We start from the raw sequence: 13,898 nt of genomic DNA, 5'->3' as shown, positions 1-13,898 counted from the left end.
ACGCCGTCATGCTTGCACTTTTCGCGCTTTCCATTCCTGCCGTCTCCAGAAAGCCAGCGCACTGGAGCCTGAAAAATACACGGTCTACTGCGCCGATGACCGCATCGAGGTCTCATTCTGGGACCTCGAGCAAATGAAGGTGCGGAACGGCTCCAATGTCTGCCAGTTTCAGAGCTACACCAGCTACTCAAGCGCCCTGAATTTCGCCCAGAAGAATTTTGGTGGGGAAGAGGCGAGCTGCAGTTGTTGAGGCGGTTCTGCCAGTTGGCACTGCGATGTCGAGAACGGCGAACGTGCTTTTCGCGGCTGAGCGCGCCTGTGGCGCCTGCTTCCAAGAGCGGTGGTTAGCTAGCATCTAAAAAGGGTAGCGCCTCGACTTCGCTGACGGTCATCGGAGGCCCGTTCAGACTTTGGACATTCCAAATACCTACAGCCCCAAAGCTTGCGCGATTGGGATGATGGCGACCAAGCCACCTCGCCGACGCTTTACATTCATCGCATTGAGACACGGTGGCGAGTAGCGAAGACTCCAGGTCGGTCCGGCTTTGCCCAGCTTTTACTTCTATCACGGCAAAAGACAGCTTCGTGGTGATGTAGTCGCTGACCTCGGCCTCGATTACGCTAAGTGCGGCCTTCAGCTCAGGAGTGAAATGCTTCTGACGGCTCAGCCTTGGCGTTAGGTCGAGTTCCCACTGAGAAATCGCAGGGTCGTTTCGTGACGCGAGCAAGCACCTTCCAACGTGCTTCCTAAAAACGCTGCGATCCTTGTTAGGCGTGTACAAGTGTTCGTTGATACGCTTTCTAAGGTTGCCGTTTCCGGTGTGAGTGCCGACGCGCACAATCCTGTCGCCATCATGCGCTTTTTCACCCTCTTCAAATACGAAGTAGATGCCGTCCGTCGGCACGTCTTCTGGCTTATACGATCCAGTGAAACGTGGCAGTGAGCCTATCCTGTGATGCAGTATATCGCACGCTTTGGACATCAGGCGTTCCCAAGCCAAGCTAGTTGGCGGCCGAACGAAAGCCCTTCCAACGGCCTTGAGGTGATTTTTATGTATAGTTGCAGATACTTACTGTAAATCTCGCCTGCGAGGAACACAAAGCTATCCGAAGAGAGGTCGCAGCGTTGGCTCAGCTGACTGGCAACCAATGCCCCCCACTTCCGTCTTTCGCTCTGCCCCATCTTGTTCAGTGTCTTTTCATAAGGGTCGATCTCATCGTCCAATCCGACAAGTCCGTGCTTCGCCGACAGGATGTAGATGGCGTCAGGTTTGAGCTTTTCAGCGTAGGCGAGGGATTTCTTGAACAGGCTTCCCTGATACAGGTTTCTGGCCGAAACTCGGGAGTGGTGCTTTGTTTTCCCACAGGACACCAACACGATGGTTTTCATCTATCCCCCAACCGCAATCCCTAAATCGTCTCAATGCAAACTGCCTTGCCGTGGTCATGGAATATTTGGACTCCCAGGGCTTGGAGCTTCTGTGTGAGGCGGCGCAGATGCTGCTTCGGCCGCTTTCTTCCCTCGTTTTATGCGCTCCGTCAAAACGAACAGAAAAAATGCGAGCGCTTCAGCAAACTCGACCGATTGTGACGCCTCATCTGAAGACACATGCGGCTTCTCTTTGTCGGCATGCCGCGGGTTGTTGGCTTCGAGCCGAACGGCGTGTGCCCACTCTCCCATGCTCTCAGTAATCTTGTGATCCGCAACGGCGGTGTTTATTCGCGTATATACGCTGCCCTTTTCATAACCCAACGTCTTCAACATGGCATCAACAGCAGATCCCGCCATTAAAGCCGCAGCGTCCGGTGCATGTTGCGTGTCGATGGCTTGCTGCAGAAAGATTCGGACCGGTTCAGGTACGTCGTCGTGAACCAAACGTCCGGCCGGAATAAGTACTGCTATTTCTCCAGTCTCCTTCAAATCAGACCAGATTCCTCGGGCGAGTATGCCACCACCGCAAGACATGCGGAAATACGTACCCCATTTTGCAGTTTGTCCCGGGGTCGCTCTCTGAATCGGGGCGGAACTGAACCATGCTTGCTCATACCCCGGATTGGGAATCGAACAATGTGGACACCTGCCGCCAGGTTGCAGAAACCTTGCGAACAGCAACTTGGGACGACTTAACTCCTTTAGATATTCATCCATCATTGGAAATCCCGGAAGCTTCGCCATCGATTTCCTCCGCCGTCAGCCTCGATGCAGCACGGCACTTTAAATCTACATTCTCCCGACCCGTATCGAAGGTTGGTCAGTTTCGCCATAGCGCTTTTCGACCAACATTCGTACCACTTGGCTGTCATCTAGCTACACTTCGGTATCGGTCATAGCGCCCAGAACAGACTTAGCTCGGCTGTTCACGTCGCCTCTGGGCAGCCGACGTCCAGGTTGCGGCGGTGAAGAAACCTGGCAGCGTCGGGTTTTCCCGGCCAAGATTCCAATAGACCGAGGTCAAACGGTTAAGCGCCAGCGAGCTTTGTGAGGGGCGGAGTCGTCAAATCATCCAATAAAATCAGGTAGTTGGATGGTGGGCGATGCAGGGATTGAACCTGCGACCCCACCCGTGTGAAGGGTGTGCTCTCCCGCTGAGCTAATCGCCCGCTCGTTGCCCGAAGGCCAAGCGAGCCGCGATATAAGGGAGGCAGGCCGTTGAAGTCAAGGCGACGCGCATGCCTTCCATGCCTGAAATAGGCGAGGGCAGGCGCTCCTGCGCAACCGCCCGTTTCGTTCAGCCGGCCGCCGCCGCAATCAGCCGTTCCGCCAGATCCGGCGTCAGCGCGTCGAAATGCGAAATAACCGCCGATGGCTCGAATTCTCTGACATGGCGGTCGGTATAGCCGAAATCGACGGCGACCACCGGAATGCCGGCGGCCTTGGCGGTGTCGATGTCGGTCTGCGAATCGCCGACCATCAGCGCGCGGTGCGGGTCGCCGCCAGCCTGCTTGATGGTTTCGGTCAGATGCCGCGGATCGGGCTTGCGGAAAGCGAACGTGTCCTGGCCGGCGATCGCGGCGAAATGCCTTGTCAGGCCGAGCGCCTCGATCAGCGCCACCGAATTCGCCTCATATTTGTTGGTGCAGATGGCGAGCAGATAGCCCGCCTTCTCGAAGCGGGCGATCGCCTCGACCACGCCGGGGTAGGGGCGCGACTTGCCGGGGATGTTGAGTGTGTAGTGGTCAAGGAACAGCTTTAGCAGCCGGTCATGCTCCTCGACGCCAAGCGATTTCTGCTGCGCGGTATGCGCGCGTTCGATCATCACCCGCCCGCCCTGGCCGACAAACCGGCGGAAGCCGGCCTCGTCGACAGCGGTGAGTTCGCTGGCAGCGAGGCTGTGGTTGAGGCTGTCGAGCAGGTCCGGCGCGGTGTCGATCAGCGTCCCGTCGAGGTCGAACACGATGATCGGTCTGGTCATGATCTGTCCTGTGGCTGATGCATTGCAGGCAGGGCGATAGCGGCTGCGCTTCTTTCAGGCAAGCAGGTGCGCGGTCAAAGTCTTTGACCCGGCGGGCAAAAGTGCTAGGAGCGCGCAATCAGAAAAATCACAATCAGGCCAAAACCTCCGGGGCAAGCATGGATGCGAGGCAGTTGAAGGTCGAGGCCGCGCGGGCAGCACTTGCCCATGTCAGCGACGGCATGCGGCTCGGCATCGGCACCGGAACGACGGCGGAAGAATTCGTGCGGCTGCTGGCGGAGAAGATCGCCACCGGTCTCACCGTCATCGGCGTGCCGACCTCGGAACGCACCGCAGCCCTCTGCCGCGAACTCGGCGTGCCGCTGTCGACGCTGGAGGAAACGCCCGAGCTCGATCTCACCGTCGACGGCGCCGATGAGGTCGATCCGGCGCTGACGCTGATCAAAGGCGGTGGCGGCGCGCTGCTGCGCGAGAAGATCGTTGCAGCGGCCTCGGAGCGCATGATCGTCATCGCCGACCGGTCGAAGATGGTCGAGACGCTCGGCCGGTTTCCGTTGCCAATAGAAGTCAACCAATTTGGCCTGCGCGCGACCGAAATCGCGATTGCGGCAGCGGCCAAAAGTCTCGGCCTTTCCGGCCCGGTTACATTGAGGATGACGGGGAGCCAGCCTTTTGTTACAGACGGCGGCCATTTTATCCTCGATGCATCTTTTGGCCGCATTCCGGATACAAGAGCGCTTTCGAATGCTCTCCATGCCATTCCCGGCGTGGTCGAGCATGGTCTTTTCATCGGGCTGGCGTCAGCGGCCATCATCGCCGGCGGCGACGGCATCCAAACCGTCCATGCCGCCCGAAAACCAGGGAGTTCTACCGATCATGATGTTGCATAACCGGGTTCGCCAATTCTCCGCCATCGTGGCGGCTTCGGCAGTCTTGGCGTTTTCCGCGCCGGCGTTTGCGCAGGATGTCACCGATTCGCATCTGAAGGCGGCGCGCGCCGCAGTCGCCGCCATCCACGCGACCGACCCGTTCGACAACATCCTGCCGCAGGCGGCTGCCGCGCTCGAGCAGCAGCTTATCCAGAAGAATCCCGACATGCAGGAGCTGATCGGCAAGACCATCAGCGAGAAGGCTCTGGCGCTGGCCGCGCGCCGTGCCGACCTCGAGAAGGAAGCGGCACTCGCCTATGCCAAGGTGTTCTCGGAAAAGGACCTCAACGACATCGCCGCTTTCTACAATTCCGAGGCCGGCAAGAAGCTGCTCGACAGCGGCCCAACAGTGACGCGCGATTTGGTCAAGGCCGCCGACATCTGGCAGAACGGCCTGGCGCGCGATCTCGCCCAGCAAGTCGGCGAGACGCTGGCAGCCGCCGCGAAGGCCGCTGCTCCGGCCGCACCCACGCCCGCCGAAGGCACCGATGGTGCCGCCCCGGCTGATGGCGCTGCCCCGGCCGACGGCGCGGCACCCGCTGATGGCGACCAGCCGGAAGCACCGAAGAACTAACCGGCATCCTTGCCGCTGGACCAAGAAAGCCCGGTGCAAACCGGGCTTTTCTTTTGGCCTCATGCAGCCTACCTGTCTCAAACATTTCTTGAGGCAAGGAGCGTCAGCATGGCCGGTTACGACTACGATCTCTTCGTCATCGGCGGCGGCTCCGGTGGGGTGAGAGCGGCGCGCGTGGCGGCAGCGCTCGGCAAACGCGTCGGCATCGCCGAGGAATACCGCTATGGCGGCACCTGCGTTATCAGAGGCTGCGTGCCGAAGAAGCTCTACGTCTATGCCTCGCAATTTCCCGAGCATTTCGCCGATGCCGCCGGCTATGGCTGGACGGTGCCGGAGGCGAGCTTCGACTGGCCGACGCTGGTCGCCAACAAGGACCGCGAGATCGCCCGGCTGGAAGCGATTTACGAAAAGAACGTCAAAGGCGCCGGCGGCGAGACGTTCCACTCGCGCGCCATGCTGGTCGACCCGCATGTCGTGCATCTTTTGGGCGACGACCGCACCGTCACCGCCGACCAGATCCTGATCGCCACCGGCGGACGGCCGGCGCCGCATCCCGCGCTCCCCGGCCATGAGCATTGCATCTTTTCCAACGAGGTCTTCGACCTCAAGCGGCTGCCGAAGGCGATCATGATCGAGGGCGGCGGCTATATCGCCGTCGAATTCGCCAACATCTTCCATGGCTTGGGCGTCGACACCACGCTGGTCTACCGCGGCAAGGAGATACTGTCGCGCTTCGACATGGACCTGCGGCACATGCTGCACGAAACCATGGAAAAGAAGGGCATCAAGATCCTCTGTCACGCCGTGTCGGAATGGGTCCGCAAGCGACCGGACGGGCGTCTGGACGCGCTGGTCACCGGCGGCAAGGTGTTGACGGTCGACCAGGTCATGCTCGCCATCGGCCGCATCCCCAACACCGAGAATATGGGCCTGGAAGGCGTCGGTATCGAGCTCGGCAAGACCGGCGCCATCGTCGTCGACCAGTATTCCCGCACCAACATCGACAACATCTGGGCGATCGGCGACGTCACCAACCGCGTGCAGTTGACGCCGGTGGCGATCCACGAAGCGATGTGCTTCATCGAGACCGCCTTCAAGGGAAATCCGACCGCGCCCGACCACGACACCATCCCGACCGCCGTATTCTCCCAGCCGGAGATCGGCACCGTCGGCCTGTCCGAAGACGATGCCGTCAAGCGCTATTCCGATATCGAGATCTACCGCGCCACGTTCCGGCCGATGCGGCACACGCTGTCCGGCCGCGACGAAAAGATGCTGACCAAGCTGGTGGTCGATGGCGCCACGCGAAAAGTGCTCGGCGCGCACATTCTTGGACCGGACGCCGGCGAGATGGCGCAGCTTCTCGGCATTCCGCTGAAGGCAGGCGTTACCAAGGACGATTTCGACCGCACCATGGCCGTCCACCCGACGGCGGCGGAAGAACTGGTCACCATGTACAAGCCGACCTACCGCGTGAAGGACGGCGTGCGGGTCGATTGATGCATGCCGGAACAGCGCTCCACCACGGCAAGGTTTCTTGCCGCGGTGGGAACAGGGCTAGGCTGCTACAGCAGCGTGCCGCGCAGGATGACCAGCGCCACCGAGAAATAGATCACCAGGCCGGTGACATCGACCAGCGTGGCGACGAAGGGTGCTGAGGCACTCGCCGGATCGAAGCCGATCCGTTTCAGCGCGAAGGGCAGCATCGATCCCGACAGCGAACCGAAGGTGACGATGCCAAGGAGTGCCGCGCCCACCGTCGTAGCGATCAGCGGCCAATGCGGCCCATAGTCGTAGAAGCCCATATATTGCCAGAGCGCGATGCGGCAGATACCGACCACGCCGAGCATGGCGCCGAGCACGAGACCGGTAGGCAATTCGCGCAACGCCACCCGCCACCAGTCGCGAAGGCCGATCTCGCGCAGCGCCAGCGCGCGAATGACGAGCGAGGTCGCCTGCGAACCGGAATTGCCGCCCGAGCTCATGATCAGCGGGATGAACAGAGTGAGCACGATCGCCTTTTCCAGTTCACCCTCATAGCTTTGCATGGCATTGGCGGTCAGCATCTCTGAGATGAATAGTGCACACAGCCAGCCGCCGCGCTTCTTGATCATGGCGAGAAAACTCATCTTCATGTAGGGCTCGTCCAGCGCCTCCATGCCGCCGAAACGGTGCACGTCCTCGGTCGTCGCCTCGATCATGGTGTCGATGATGTCGTCGATGGTGACGATGCCGAGGATCTTGCCGTGGTCGACGACGGGAACCGCGAGCAGATCGTATTTGGAGATCGTCTGCGCCAGGCTTTCGCGCTCAGTCAACGGCGTCACCGTCACCGGCGCGCGGTCCGGCGCCACCGACAGGATCGGATCGTCCGGCTCGCCGGTAATCAGCCGGCGCAGACCGGTCGAGCGCACCAGCACATGCGTGTCGGGATCGACGATGTAGATGGCGTAGACGGTCTCGCGCGTCCGCTCGACCTTACGGATGTAGTCGAGCGTGCGGCCGACGGTCCAATCCGAAGGCACACTGACGAACTCGGTCGTCATGATCGAGGCGGCACTGCCTTCGGGGTAGCCGAGAATGGAAAGCAGCGTTGCCCGCAGTGGCGGCGCCAGCCCGCCGAGCAACTCGGAACGCGCCGGCTCGTCCAGCTCGCGCAAGATATCGGCGGCGCGGTCGACCGACATGGCGGTCAGCAGCTTGCACGCCTTGGTGCGCGGCAGCGCCTCGGCGAGTTCGGAGGCGCCGTCGAGTTCGGGCTGGTCGAAGATCTCGACCAGCCGCTCGAACGGCACTTCGCAAAGCAGTTCTATCGCGGTTTCGCGACGCTCCCGGTTCAGGGCCTCGACGACATCGGCGACGTGATCATTGGCAAGGATACGGGCGATTGCGACGGCATCGTCGCCCGCTACGACGGGGGAAACTTCGTTCATGGCTCACTCCTTGCCGTCCGGCAGGACGTGAGCCATCAGGTCACGTCTAGGCGGACGGCGGTTGCGTTCGACTACTGTCGCCAGGCATGGCGCGGTGACCTTTCTGCTCGCGGGTTAGCGCATGACCTCGAAAATCGGTTTCGATTTTCGGAAAGGATCATGCGCAATTCAAAATTCTACAGCGTCCTTTGCGCGTCGGAAGTGACGCGCGGCGCTGTAGGTTGGAATTCTGCGAGCGGGCGCAACATAGGAGCGCATTTTGGCGAGTCAATCGCAGAGTGCGCGGAAAATGCGCGCGGGAAGGTCGGATCGCGAGACTGTGATCGACCGCCGCCGTTGCCGCACTGTTGCGGCTCGGCAAGAGTTTGGTGTGATTGCTATTTTTGCTTCAGCCGGCGCGAAAAACGCATCCATTTGTCCTCGACCGGCCGCGGCTGCGTAAGGATCGTGGTGAGCTCGCGCGGCAGGTTCGGAACAAGCGGCTTCTTGGTGGCGACACCGTCGGCGATCGCAACCACGCTGTGGTAGAATTCATCTCCCGATGCCGATCGTGGCGCCACCGCCTCGTGCATGATGCTGATCACCGTGACGTCGGGACAATTGTCCTTGATCGCCTGGTGGAAAGCGATCTTGCCATCCGGATCGAGCGCGCCGGTCGCTTCGTCGAGGAACAGCAGCCCAGGCTGCTGCAGCACGATGCGGGCCACCACCAGCTTCTGCTTCTGGCCGCCGGAAAGCATCTGATCCCAGATCTTTCCCTCGCGGCTTTCGTCGGCCATGTGTTCGATGAAGTCGCCAAGGCCGGCCTTGTGCAGAGCAGACGCCACCTGCGCATCGCCATAGTCCTGCTCGGAGCCGGGCAGGCATACCAGCTGCTTCAGCGACACCTGCGGCAGCTTGACCTCCTGGGCGGCATAGAAACTCTTCACGCCGTCGGGGAAGACGATGGTGCCGCGGCCATAGGGCCACAGGCCGTTGATCGCCTTGATCAGTGAAGTCTTGCCGCAGCCGGATTCACCCCTCAGGAACGTCCACTCGCCGCGCCGGAAGCGCAGATTGGCCGCACTCAGGAACGGCGTGGCATCTTCGCCCTGATGCGCCAGTTCGAGCTTCTGGATGGTGAGGCCAAAGACCGGGTTCTGGCTCGCATAGTGGAAGTCGGAGCGGCCGCTCTGGCTGTAGAATTCCTGCGGCTGCTGGACGTTCTCGATGGCGTTCGCCAATTCGGTGACGCGCTGGCTGTTGGCTCTGAGCGTTGCGATATCGGGCATCACGTGGATGAGCCAGGAACACTGGCCGATCAGCTGATTGATCATCTCGGCGCCGGTCACATAGCCTTTGAGGTCAAGCTTGTTGTGAATAAAGGAGACCAGACCGGGTGCATAAGCGATGATGCGATAGCCTAGGAAATTGTGGACCGCTTCGAAGGCATTGTAACCGACGGTGACGACGATCAACCGCGCCCAGGTCCGGTCGATGTCGCCGTAGAGCCGGTTGTGCATGGTCTTTTGAACGTCTTCCGCACGGGAGGCTGCGACATGAAAACTGCGGCGCAGAAAGGTCGTCAACTCGCTGCGATAGCTGCCCTCGGCCTGCTGCAGCCGCACATTCAGTCGTTCCATGGCTTTTCCAAGCCTCACTGCGATCCAAGTGTTGATCGGCACGTAGGTGGCGACCGCCAGCAAGGCCAGAACTGAGCTGCCATAGCTGCCGAGGAACTCCAGCCCTTTGACCTCCACCGAGGTTTGAAGCAGGTTCTCGCCGACAAAATAGAGCGAGGTGGCGACGCCGAGCAGGCCCATGGCAAGGCCGATCGCTCCGCCCGTCATGCCTTTGATCGATTCCTGGATACGCTGGTCGATATTGTCCGGCGCGGCGGCTCCGCTGTCTGCCGAACCATGCTGGGCATGGAAATGGGTATGATTGCCGTCGAGCAGCGCTTCGTTGAACTGGCTGTTCAGCCAGCCACGCCACTTGCGGTGCAAGGTCGCCGATACAAGGCTTCTTGTACCTGCGATGACGGCATCCTTGAGCACAAAGAGGACGATGACGAGCACCCCGCTGGTCAGCGTCGTCCTGAGCGGCGAGGTGTTGGCGGCGTCGTGGTAGAAATTGATCGAGTAGGTCAGTTCCCCGATCATCAGGGCCAGCCAGACCCCGGCTTTGCTGAGCAGCGTCGTGAGAACAGCGATGACGATGGTGAGGGTCCAGGCCTCCCTCCACCGGTCCGAGAACCAGTAGGCCCGCATCAGTCCCCAGAAGGTCCGCATCGACGATACTGGCGTCAGGGGCGACGGGCCACCGGCGGCGTCGCGGTTCCGAAGTGCCGATATTGAACGTCGCGGTCTGTCGACCCGAATCACAATCCCGCCCAAACCTTTTTTAGTTTTGTTACGGATAGTAACACCAATTGATCATTTTCTATTAATTTTATCGCGGCGAATGTGAGGCAGCCCACCTGCCGTTGCCATGAGGCAACAGGTGGTGCGTGGAGACAGCCGTCTCCAGGCCGAATATCCCGTTTTGTTTCAATGTTTTGTGAGAACGCTGAGATTTGCGAAAAGCTTCCCTCGGGGAAGCCGGATTCACGGTTTCGTGAACCGATCGACCTTGCCGATCAGCCAGTTTTCCGACTGCGGGCTGACGAGGACACCGGAAATTTGCCGTCTGTGATCACTTCGGGTTTGCCTGAATCATCCTTTCCCGAAGCCTAGAAGCGCACGGAAATGGTCTCGGCGGCGGCGTCATAGCTGTCGATCACCACTTCGCCGCTGATGAAGCGGACATGCTCGACCAGCCGCGCTTTAGCTGCCGCCCACCAAGATTTGACAATTCATACGCCGCCGGTTGAACCTTGCACGACACTGCCGGCACCCATGCATATCCGGTCCTCCAACAAGGAAGCTCCCCAATGCTTGCACGCGCAGCCGCCCCTGCAATCCTGTCGCTCTTTGCCTTTCTGCCTCTGGCGCATGCCGGCAACCAGACCATTGCGGCGAGCGCCGAGGGCCAAATCGAGTTCAACACTCCCTCCGGCAATATCGGCTGCATCTACACACCCAAGGGTGGCACCAGCACCTACGAGCCGCAGGATGGCGGTCCGGAACTGAGCTGCTCGCGCGTCGAGCCCAGCTACGTCACTGTGATCCTCGGGCCGAACGGGCCGGCGACGTTGGTCAAGAATCCGGGCGAGCAGGGCTGCTGCAGCGATGTCGCCAAGCTGGCCTATGGCAACAGCTGGAGCAAAGGCCCGTTTACCTGCCAGTCGTCAACCAAGGACTGACCTGCACGGGCAGCAATGGCCATGGCTTCTTCGTCAGCAAGGCCAAGGTGACGGTCAAGTAATCAACCAGTCTTTTCCAGCTCGCCCTTGGCCTTGGCGGCGGCGACCTGGCGGATGGCGTCGGCCAGCGTGTCGGCGTCCTGCGCGCCCATGACGGCATATTTGCCTTCGAGCAGGAAGCACGGCACGCCGGTGATCCCCATCCGCGATGCCGTGGCGATTTCTGTGCGCACCGCCTCGACGTCGGCGTCGGTTGGCAGCAGCGTCTCGACCACGGCGGCGTCCATGCCGGCTTCGCGGGCGGCTTCGATCAGCACCGCGTGATCGCCGATATTGGCGCCTTCCTCGAAATACAATTGGAACAGCCGGCGCACCAAGCGGTTCTGCACGGCTTCGCCGGCTGCCCCGGCCCAGCGGATGAGGCGATGCGCGTCCAGCGTGTTGGCGGCGACCTTGATGGCGTCGAAGGCGAAATCGATGCCTTCGGCTTCGCCAAGCGGCTCGATGCGGGCATGCATCTGGCGGATACGCTCCTCACTGCCGAACTTGGCCATCATGTATTCACGCCGGTCTTTGCCCCCGGGCGGAATGGTCGGGTCAAGCTGGAACGGCCGCCAGCGCACATGCACCTCGACGTCGCCGGCAGCGGCAATCGCCTTGTCGAGCCGCTTCTGACCGATGAAGCACCAGGGGCAAACGGCGTCCGAGACCACGTCGACGGTAATGGAATTATCTTCGCTCATCTCGATCTCCTGCCGCGAACACTTGCTTGAGCATGATCTCTAGACAAAACGGTTTTCCGTTTGTCCGAGAAAACCGGCAACCACTTTTCGGGATCATGCTTAGTTCGCTTTGCGCCACCAGGTCGGCCATTGATAACCGAATATGGGCGTCTTTTTCGGATGGTCCAGATAATTCCAGTAAGCGAGCCATTGCTGCGCGTTGTACTGCATCGGCACCATGTAGTTGCCGGAGATGAGCAACCGGTCGAGGACGCGCACCGCGGCGACATAGTCTTCCTTGGTCCGCGCCCTCAGCATTGCATCGATCGCCGCGTCCACCGCCGGATCGGCAACGCCGGCCAGATTGAAGGAGCCTTCCCTCGTGGCTTCTGAAGAACCCCAGCGAAAGCTCTGCTCGATGCCGGGAGAGAGCGAGTTGCTGAAACCGCTCGACCCGATCAGCACCTCGAAATCGAAACGCTGCTTGCGTGACTGGATCTGGTCGGCTTCGAGGCTGCGGATGGTCACCGTGATGCCGATCTTCTCCAGCGTGCGCTGATAAATCGCGGCAAAACGCTCCTCCTCCTGCGAGGCCGTCAGGATTTCGAAACCGAAGGGGCTTCCCTTGGGGTCCTGCAGCACCCCATCCTTCACGGCATAGCCTTGGCTCTTCAGCAGGTCGAAAGCCACCTTCAGCACCTTGCGATCCTGGCCCGTGCCGTCATTCACGGGCGGTCGCCATGTGCCGTCCATGACATCGGCCGGCACGCGTCCGGGGTAGGGCGCCAGCAGCGCTTTCTCCCTGTCGTCGGCGGGATGGCCGAGCGCGGACAGTTCGGAATTCTGCCAATAACTCATCGTGCGTGTGTATTTGCCGCCGAACAGGTTCTTGTTGGCCCATTCGAAGTCGTAGAGCATGCCGAGCGCGCGCCGCACCACCGGATTGGAAAATTTCTCCAGCCTGGTGTTGAACAGGAACCCGGTCACCACAGGTGGGATTCCTGTGTCGAAGGTTTCTGCGATCACTTCGCCCCGGTGGTAAGCGGGAAAATCGATGTCGCGCTCGCGCTTGACCGGATCGCCCTCATCGTAAATAGCGCAGATGCCTTTCTTGAACGCTTCCGTCTTCGCATTGGCGTTGAGGAAATATTCGATGGTGATTTTGTCGTAATTGTCGAAGCCGCGCTTGGAAGGGATGTCCTTGCCCCAGTAATTCGGATTGCGCTTGAACACGATGCGCTGTCCCGGCTGTACTTTGTCGACGATGTAGGGACCGCTGCCGATCACCGGCTTCAGCGTCGTCTTGTCGAAGGTCTCCTTGTCGAAGGCATGCTTCGGGATGATCGGCGTCAGCGCGATGATCAGAGGCGTCTCGCGATTGGCCTTGTCGTTGAAGGTAAAACGCACGCTGTGATCGCCGGTCTTTTCGAGCTTGGCGATCAGGCTCATGCGATCCCTGTAGGGCGGGCGGCCCTTGTCGGTGAAGACATCGTAGGTAAACAGCACGTCCTCCGGCGTCACCGGCTCACCATCAGACCACTTTGCATTTGGGTTGAGATGGAATTCGATCGACTTGCGCTCGGGATCCATGTCGGCGCTGTCGGCAAGCAGGCCATAGAGGCTGAAGGCCTCATCATAGTTGCGCGTCATCAGCGGCTCGAAGACGAGGTTGCCGTAGTTGAGATCCATCATGCCGCGCGCTGTGGTGCGCAGGCTCTTCAGAATGAACGGGTTCAGATTGTCGAAACTGCCGACGACGCAATAAGTGATGTTGCCGCCCTTGGGCGCGTCGGGATTGGCGTAGTCGAAATGGGTGTAGTCGGCCGGCAGCGCCGGATCGCCCTGCATGGCGATGGCATGTTTCGGCTCCGACATCGCGGGCTGAAGTGAAAAGGCGAGAAACGAGATCGCGGCGATCAGCCAAACAAGAACGCGGCCCATGACCGTCTCCTTACTGGGCGGCTTGATGATTCGGAGTGCACCCTAGCATGGCGCTGCCGCGCTCCGGCCAGATACGTCGGCCCAAATCGCACGACCCAAATTG

12 protein-coding genes and 1 tRNA gene are annotated in these 13,898 nt (G+C 60.5%); 4 read left to right on the top strand and 9 right to left on the bottom strand.

The annotated features are described in order from the left end of the window. Positions 1-344 precede the first annotated feature (344 nt). From H0241_RS08400 to H0241_RS08380, 5 genes are all read right to left on the bottom strand, one after another. Complete coding sequence (locus H0241_RS08400; RefSeq protein WP_181056972.1) at positions 345-983, bottom strand: hypothetical protein; 639 nt, start codon at positions 981-983, stop codon at positions 345-347. Continuing rightward, entirely contained in the window at positions 983-1,390 is a 408-nt protein-coding gene (locus H0241_RS08395; RefSeq protein WP_181056971.1) for a DUF6884 domain-containing protein, read from the bottom strand. The genes H0241_RS08400 and H0241_RS08395 overlap by 1 nt, the downstream gene beginning before the upstream one ends. A gap of 54 nt (positions 1,391-1,444) precedes the next feature. Beyond that, the gene (locus H0241_RS08390) at positions 1,445-2,176 is read right to left on the bottom strand and encodes a DUF4145 domain-containing protein (protein ID WP_181056970.1); all 732 of its coding nucleotides are present in this window, start codon (positions 2,174-2,176) and stop codon (positions 1,445-1,447) included. A 350-nt stretch (positions 2,177-2,526) separates the two neighbouring features. Next, positions 2,527-2,601 (bottom strand) — tRNA-Val (locus H0241_RS08385). Positions 2,602-2,729: 128 nt separating this feature from the next. Continuing rightward, a complete protein-coding gene (locus H0241_RS08380) occupies positions 2,730-3,413 on the bottom strand; it encodes a phosphoglycolate phosphatase (protein ID WP_181056969.1) in 684 nt (227 codons plus the stop codon). Positions 3,414-3,571: 158 nt separating this feature from the next. Here H0241_RS08380 and rpiA point away from each other — a divergent pair, with 158 nt between their 5' ends. From rpiA to gor, 3 genes are all read left to right on the top strand, one after another. Next, positions 3,572-4,303 carry a ribose-5-phosphate isomerase RpiA gene (rpiA, locus tag H0241_RS08375; RefSeq protein WP_181056968.1) on the top strand — a complete coding sequence of 244 codons (732 nt, stop codon included), beginning with the start codon at positions 3,572-3,574 and terminating at the stop codon, positions 4,301-4,303. Further along, positions 4,290-4,916 (top strand): DUF2059 domain-containing protein, encoded by a 627-nt coding sequence (locus H0241_RS08370; RefSeq protein WP_181056967.1) that lies wholly within the window; start codon positions 4,290-4,292, stop codon positions 4,914-4,916. The genes rpiA and H0241_RS08370 overlap by 14 nt, the downstream gene beginning before the upstream one ends. A 108-nt stretch (positions 4,917-5,024) precedes the next feature. Further along, on the top strand, positions 5,025-6,416 hold the full coding sequence (gene gor, locus H0241_RS08365; protein ID WP_181056966.1) for a glutathione-disulfide reductase: 1,392 nt from the start codon (positions 5,025-5,027) through the stop codon (positions 6,414-6,416). Between the two features lie 65 nt (positions 6,417-6,481). Here the strand turns inward: gor and mgtE are convergent, their stop codons facing one another. Continuing rightward, the gene (mgtE, locus tag H0241_RS08360) at positions 6,482-7,849 is read right to left on the bottom strand and encodes a magnesium transporter (protein ID WP_181056965.1); all 1,368 of its coding nucleotides are present in this window, start codon (positions 7,847-7,849) and stop codon (positions 6,482-6,484) included. Between the two features lie 377 nt (positions 7,850-8,226). Further along, the gene (locus H0241_RS08355) at positions 8,227-10,119 is read right to left on the bottom strand and encodes an ABC transporter ATP-binding protein/permease (RefSeq protein WP_181056964.1); all 1,893 of its coding nucleotides are present in this window, start codon (positions 10,117-10,119) and stop codon (positions 8,227-8,229) included. 641 nt (positions 10,120-10,760) lie between these two features. Here H0241_RS08355 and H0241_RS08350 point away from each other — a divergent pair. Then, positions 10,761-11,132 (top strand): hypothetical protein, encoded by a 372-nt coding sequence (locus tag H0241_RS08350; protein ID WP_235984177.1) that lies wholly within the window; start codon positions 10,761-10,763, stop codon positions 11,130-11,132. 62 nt (positions 11,133-11,194) lie between these two features. Here H0241_RS08350 and H0241_RS08345 read toward each other — a convergent pair whose 3' ends face one another. Both H0241_RS08345 and H0241_RS08340 read right to left on the bottom strand, forming a co-directional pair. After that, on the bottom strand, positions 11,195-11,875 hold the full coding sequence (locus tag H0241_RS08345) for a DsbA family oxidoreductase (RefSeq protein ID WP_181056963.1): 681 nt from the start codon (positions 11,873-11,875) through the stop codon (positions 11,195-11,197). 99 nt (positions 11,876-11,974) lie between these two features. Further along, positions 11,975-13,795 carry an extracellular solute-binding protein gene (locus H0241_RS08340; RefSeq protein WP_181056962.1) on the bottom strand — a complete coding sequence of 607 codons (1,821 nt, stop codon included), beginning with the start codon at positions 13,793-13,795 and terminating at the stop codon, positions 11,975-11,977. Between the last annotated feature and the right edge of the window lie 103 nt (positions 13,796-13,898).

This window comes from Mesorhizobium neociceri, assembly GCF_013520985.1.
GTDB classification, from domain to species: Bacteria; Pseudomonadota; Alphaproteobacteria; order Rhizobiales; family Rhizobiaceae; genus Mesorhizobium; species Mesorhizobium neociceri.
Note: the sequence above shows the minus strand (reverse complement) of the source record. Positions and strands in the feature narration are given on the sequence as shown.